Source organism: Mesorhizobium sp. M4B.F.Ca.ET.089.01.1.1 (assembly GCF_004022605.1).
Taxonomy (GTDB): Bacteria; Pseudomonadota; Alphaproteobacteria; order Rhizobiales; family Rhizobiaceae; genus Mesorhizobium; species Mesorhizobium abyssinicae.
This window is the reverse complement of sequence record NZ_RZOS01000462.1, coordinates 1-4,246: the sequence shown is the minus strand read 5'-3', so window position 1 is coordinate 4,246 and position 4,246 is coordinate 1. Positions and strand designations below refer to the sequence as shown.

Annotated in this window: 4 protein-coding genes; 1 reads left to right on the top strand and 3 read right to left on the bottom strand. The window is 64.9% G+C overall.

The genetic code is table 11. The features are described 5' to 3' along the window. Nucleotides 1-1,842: excinuclease ABC subunit UvrC (uvrC, locus tag EN780_RS28545; protein ID WP_128275960.1), on the bottom strand; the 1,842-nt coding region annotated here is incomplete at its 3' end. Then, nucleotides 1,839-2,600, bottom strand: a complete 762-nt coding sequence (locus tag EN780_RS28540) for an SDR family oxidoreductase (protein ID WP_127283680.1) — start codon at nucleotides 2,598-2,600, stop codon at nucleotides 1,839-1,841. The genes EN780_RS28540 and uvrC, both read right to left, overlap by 4 nt. Before the next feature lie 414 nt (nucleotides 2,601-3,014). Here EN780_RS28540 and EN780_RS28535 point away from each other — a divergent pair, with 414 nt between their 5' ends. After that, the gene (locus EN780_RS28535) at nucleotides 3,015-3,662 is read left to right on the top strand and encodes an outer membrane protein (RefSeq protein WP_127283681.1); all 648 of its coding nucleotides are present in this window, start codon (nucleotides 3,015-3,017) and stop codon (nucleotides 3,660-3,662) included. Between the two features lie 95 nt (nucleotides 3,663-3,757). On the opposite strand, the gene EN780_RS28530 is transcribed toward EN780_RS28535, so the two are convergent. Beyond that, nucleotides 3,758-4,246 (bottom strand): GFA family protein (locus EN780_RS28530; protein ID WP_245500165.1); only part of this gene is annotated, 489 nt, incomplete at its 5' end.

The window sequence follows — 4,246 nt, the reverse complement described above, 5'->3', positions numbered from 1 at the left end:
GACGAAATAGAGCACGGGATCGCGCACCGGCAGGGTGAAGGAGTCCCTGCCCCGGACGAAGAAGCGCTCGCGGCCGGCGTCGCGATCCTGGCCCTTGGCGATGCCGATCGCGGCGACGCGGTCCTCGATGCCGAGATCGGCCAGGATCTTGCGCACCGCCGTCATCTGGCCCTGGCCGCCGTCGATCAGGATGACGTCGGGCCAGGCCGGGAAGGCTCCATTGCCTGCGACCAGGTCCGCGCCCGCGTCGTCCTCGTCTTCCGCAGCCACCTCGCTTGAGGGCTGGACATCGCCATGCTCCTTCAGCAAGCGCGAAAAGCGCCGCTCCATCACCTCGCGCATCATGCCGAAATCGTCGCCAGGCGTGATCTCGGTCGAGCGGATGTTGAATTTCCGGTACTGGTTCTTCACGAAACCTTCCGGCCCGGCAACGACCATGGCGCCGACGGCGTTGGTGCCCATGATGTGCGAGTTGTCGTAGACCTCGATGCGCACCGGCGGCTTGGCCAGGCCGAAGGTCTCGGCAAAACCGGTAAGCAGGCGCGCCTGCGTCGAGGTTTCGGCCAACCGTCTGCCGAGCGCCTCGCGCGCGTTCTGCAGCGCGTTGTCGGTCAGGTCCTTCTTCTCGCCGCGCTGCGGCACCGAGATCGACACCTTGCGGCCGGCGCGGGTCGAGAGCGCCTCGGCAAGCAGCTCCTGCTCCTCGACGGCAAGCGAGAGCAGGATGGCGCGCGGCGTCGGCTTGTCGTCGTAGAACTGCGCCAGGAACGAGCCCAGCACTTCCGATCCCTCCAGCGCCGGGTCGGCCTTGGGGAAATAGGCTCGGTTACCCCAGTTCTGGCCGGTGCGGAAGAAGAACACCTGGATGCAGGTCTGGCCGCCCTCCTGGTGGATGGCGAAAACGTCGGCCTCCTCGACGGTTTGCGGGTTGATGCCCTGATGCGCCTGCACATGCGAGAGCGCGGCCAGCCGGTCGCGATAGATGGCGGCGCGCTCGAAATCGAGCTCCTCGGACGCCTGCTGCATGGCGGTCGAGATCTCGGTCTTCACCTTCAGGCTGCGGCCGGAGAGGAAATCCTTCGCCTCGGCGACCAGCCCGGCATAGTCCTCATGCGAGATCTCGCCGGTGCATGGACCGGCGCAACGCTTGATCTGATAGAGCAGGCACGGCCGGGTGCGGTTCTCGTAGAAGGAATTGGTGCAGCTTCTCAGAAGAAAGGCGCGCTGCAGCGAGTTGATGGTGCGGCCGACCGCGCCGGCCGAGGCAAAGGGGCCGAAATAATCCCCTTTTCGCGAGCGCGCGCCGCGATGCTTGTAGATGCCGGGCGAGACATGGTCGCCGGTCAACAGGATGTAAGGGAACGATTTGTCGTCCCGCATCAGCACGTTGAAGCGGGGTCGCAGCCGCTTGATCAGGTTCGCCTCGAGCAGCAGCGCCTCGATCTCGGTGCGGGTGACGACGAACTCCATCGTCGCGGTCTCGCGCACCATGCGGCCGATGCGCAGCGTGTGGAAGCGCCCCTGCGCGTAGTTGGTGACGCGCTTCTTCAGGCTGCGCGCCTTGCCGACATAGAGCACATCGCCGGCAGCGTTCATCATGCGATAGACGCCGGGCGCGTTGGGCAGCCGCTTGACCAGCGTCTGGATCACCTCGGCGCCGACCATGCCGTCGGCGTCTCCGGCATGCGGCGTCCAGTCTATGGCGGTGAAGGCGACGTCCGGTCCGGCCGGGACGGCTTCCGGCTCCACGATCTCCTCGGCCGCATCGTCCTCGAGAGCGATCCCGGGGGGCAGGTCGTCGGCAGCGCCGCGCGTCTTGTGTTTTTGCTCTGCGGGACTCATTCCACCATGCCTGTCACATCGGGCGTCTGCCACGCAAGATGCTGGCCGCCGTCGAGCGCGATCATCTGGCCGGTGACCGAGCGCGCTTGCCAGAGATAGCGGATGGTAGCGCCGAATTCGGTCAAATCCGGGCCACGCTTGAGGATCAGCCCGTCGAGCTGCGCGGCGAAATCATCATCGTCCTGGCGGACACTCTTCAGCGTCGGGCCGGGGCCGATGGCGTTGACGCGGATGCGAGGCCCGAGCGCCTGCGCCAGCATCTCGGTTTGCGTCCACAGCGCCGACTTCGACAGCGCATAGGAGAAATAGCGCGGCGTCGGGCGCCAGACGCGCTGGTCGATGATGTTGACGATCAGGCCCTCCTCGCCTTCCGGCAGGGCGCGGGCGAAATTCTGCGCCAGCAGCGCCGGCGTCTTCACATGGATGGCGAAGTGGCGGTCCCAAGCCTGCCAATCGAAATCCTCGACACTGTCGTCGACGAAAAGCGAGGCATTGTTGACGAGCAGCGTGACGGGGCCAAGCGCCGCCTCGGCGCGGCCGACGAGATCGCCGACCGCATCCATGTCGGTGAGGTCGGCGGCGACGACCGCGGCGCGGCCGCCCTTGCCCCTTATCTGTTCCGCCAGCGCCTCGGCCTCGGCGCCCGAACGGTTGGCGTGGATGGCGACCGCGAAGCCGTGTGCCGCCAGATCCTCGACGATCGCCTTGCCGATCCGTTTTGCGCCACCGGTCACCAGCGCCGTCGCGGTCTTGGTCATCTGTCAATCCTCAATCGGCGCCTCGATTCCACCAGCCGGCACATTATGACCGGCCGAGGGGTTAAACGCCGTTTCCACCTGGGGCGGGAATGTGGCGAAGCGGACTCGCCGCAACCTTTGCGTGATCCGGATTCGCGCCGGCAGGATCGCAATATAGGATGCTCGACTCCTTGTACCAAGCCGCGTGCAGCGCAGCATGGAACCGCTGCTGACATTTCGCTGTTGCGAAGATGCAACGTCACGGTTCAGCCTCATTCGCGCCGGGGAATGACCCAAGTTCAGGTTCGCTTCAGCCGCATTTCGACACGACATTCGGAACCGTTGAGCGCCGGGTCCGTTTATCCCCCCGGACGGGTCTTGGGGTGCTCATGAACAACAAGCCTACGTGTCCTGTGGCTTAAGGAGTAAAGAACAATGCAAGCCAATCTCAAATTCGCACGGCCGCTGGCTGTTGCCCTCGGGCTCTTCGCCCTCGGCGGTACCGCTTACGCAGCCGACGTCGTCTCTGAAGAGCCGCCGGCGCCCGCTCCGGTTGCCGAACTCCCCGTCGCTTCCTGGGCCGGTCCGTATCTCGGTCTGAGCGCCGGCTACGGCTTTAGCGGCCATGCCGACGTTTCCGGCGGTCCCGACATCAAGACCAAGGGCTTTGTCGGCGGCGTCTTCGGCGGCTACCAGTGGCAGCAGGAGAACTTCGTGTATGGTGCTGAAGCCGATCTCGGCTACAACGGCGTCAAGGGTTCCAGCGCCGGCGTCGAAGCCAAGGGCGGCCTGGACGGCTCGCTGCGCGCTCGCCTCGGTTATTCCGTGACTCCGGAAATCCTGCTCTACGGCACCGGCGGTCTTGCGGCCAAGAACCAGAAGATCGACGACGGCGTCTCCAGCGACAGCAAGGCGATGCTCGGCTGGACGGCTGGTGTCGGCACCGACATCAAGATCACGGACAACGTGTTCGGCCGTGTCGAGTACCGCTACACCGACTACGGCGACAAGGACTTCGACAATGTCGGCAACGTCAAGTCGAAGGACAACCGCGTCACCTTCGGCGTCGGTATGAAGTTCTAAGTCGTCGAAGCCACGACACGAAAAAGCCGGGCCTCGCGCCCGGCTTTTTTTGTGCCTGCACTTGAACGGATGCGGTCCCCGCACCTATCAGCTTGTCAGGTGCCTGGTCGATCGGCTGGCTTTTCCTGGAAGCCGTCATGGGCGGGTATCGATGTCAGCCGATCGAGCCATTTCATCCGCGAACGCGTCAAGACCTGCGCATCGGGCTGGTTGTCGTCCGGATTGGTCATGGTGGCGGCGTGAACGTGAATCTCGCGAGGCCATCTGTCGGAGCGGAAATAGAGCCTCGTACCGCAGGCCGGACAGAACCCGCGAAAGGTGTTCGGGCTGCTTTCAAAGTGCATGATCTCGCCGGTCCAACTCACCTGCTCCGGACGCATGCCCAGGAAGGCCGTCAGCGGGGCGGACGTGGCGCGCCGACAATCGGCGCAGTGACAGACCAGATTGCGGGTGATGACCCCGGAATAGGTCCAGGTGACCGCTTCGCACATGCAACGTCCCGTCAGAAACGCCATCGCAATCCTCCCGCCGGCCGCGTTGCCGAGCCGGTTCACGACACCAGTCGATGCAGCCCAAGATAGGCT

What these genes read in the sequence shown, in the direction of transcription:
- EN780_RS28535 (WP_127283681.1), top strand. Translation starts at nt 3,015, where the DNA reads ATGCAAGCCAATCTCAAATTCGCACGGCCGCTGGCTGTTGCCCTCGGG.
- EN780_RS28540 (WP_127283680.1), bottom strand. Translation starts at nt 2,600, where the DNA reads ATGACCAAGACCGCGACGGCGCTGGTGACCGGTGGCGCAAAACGGATC.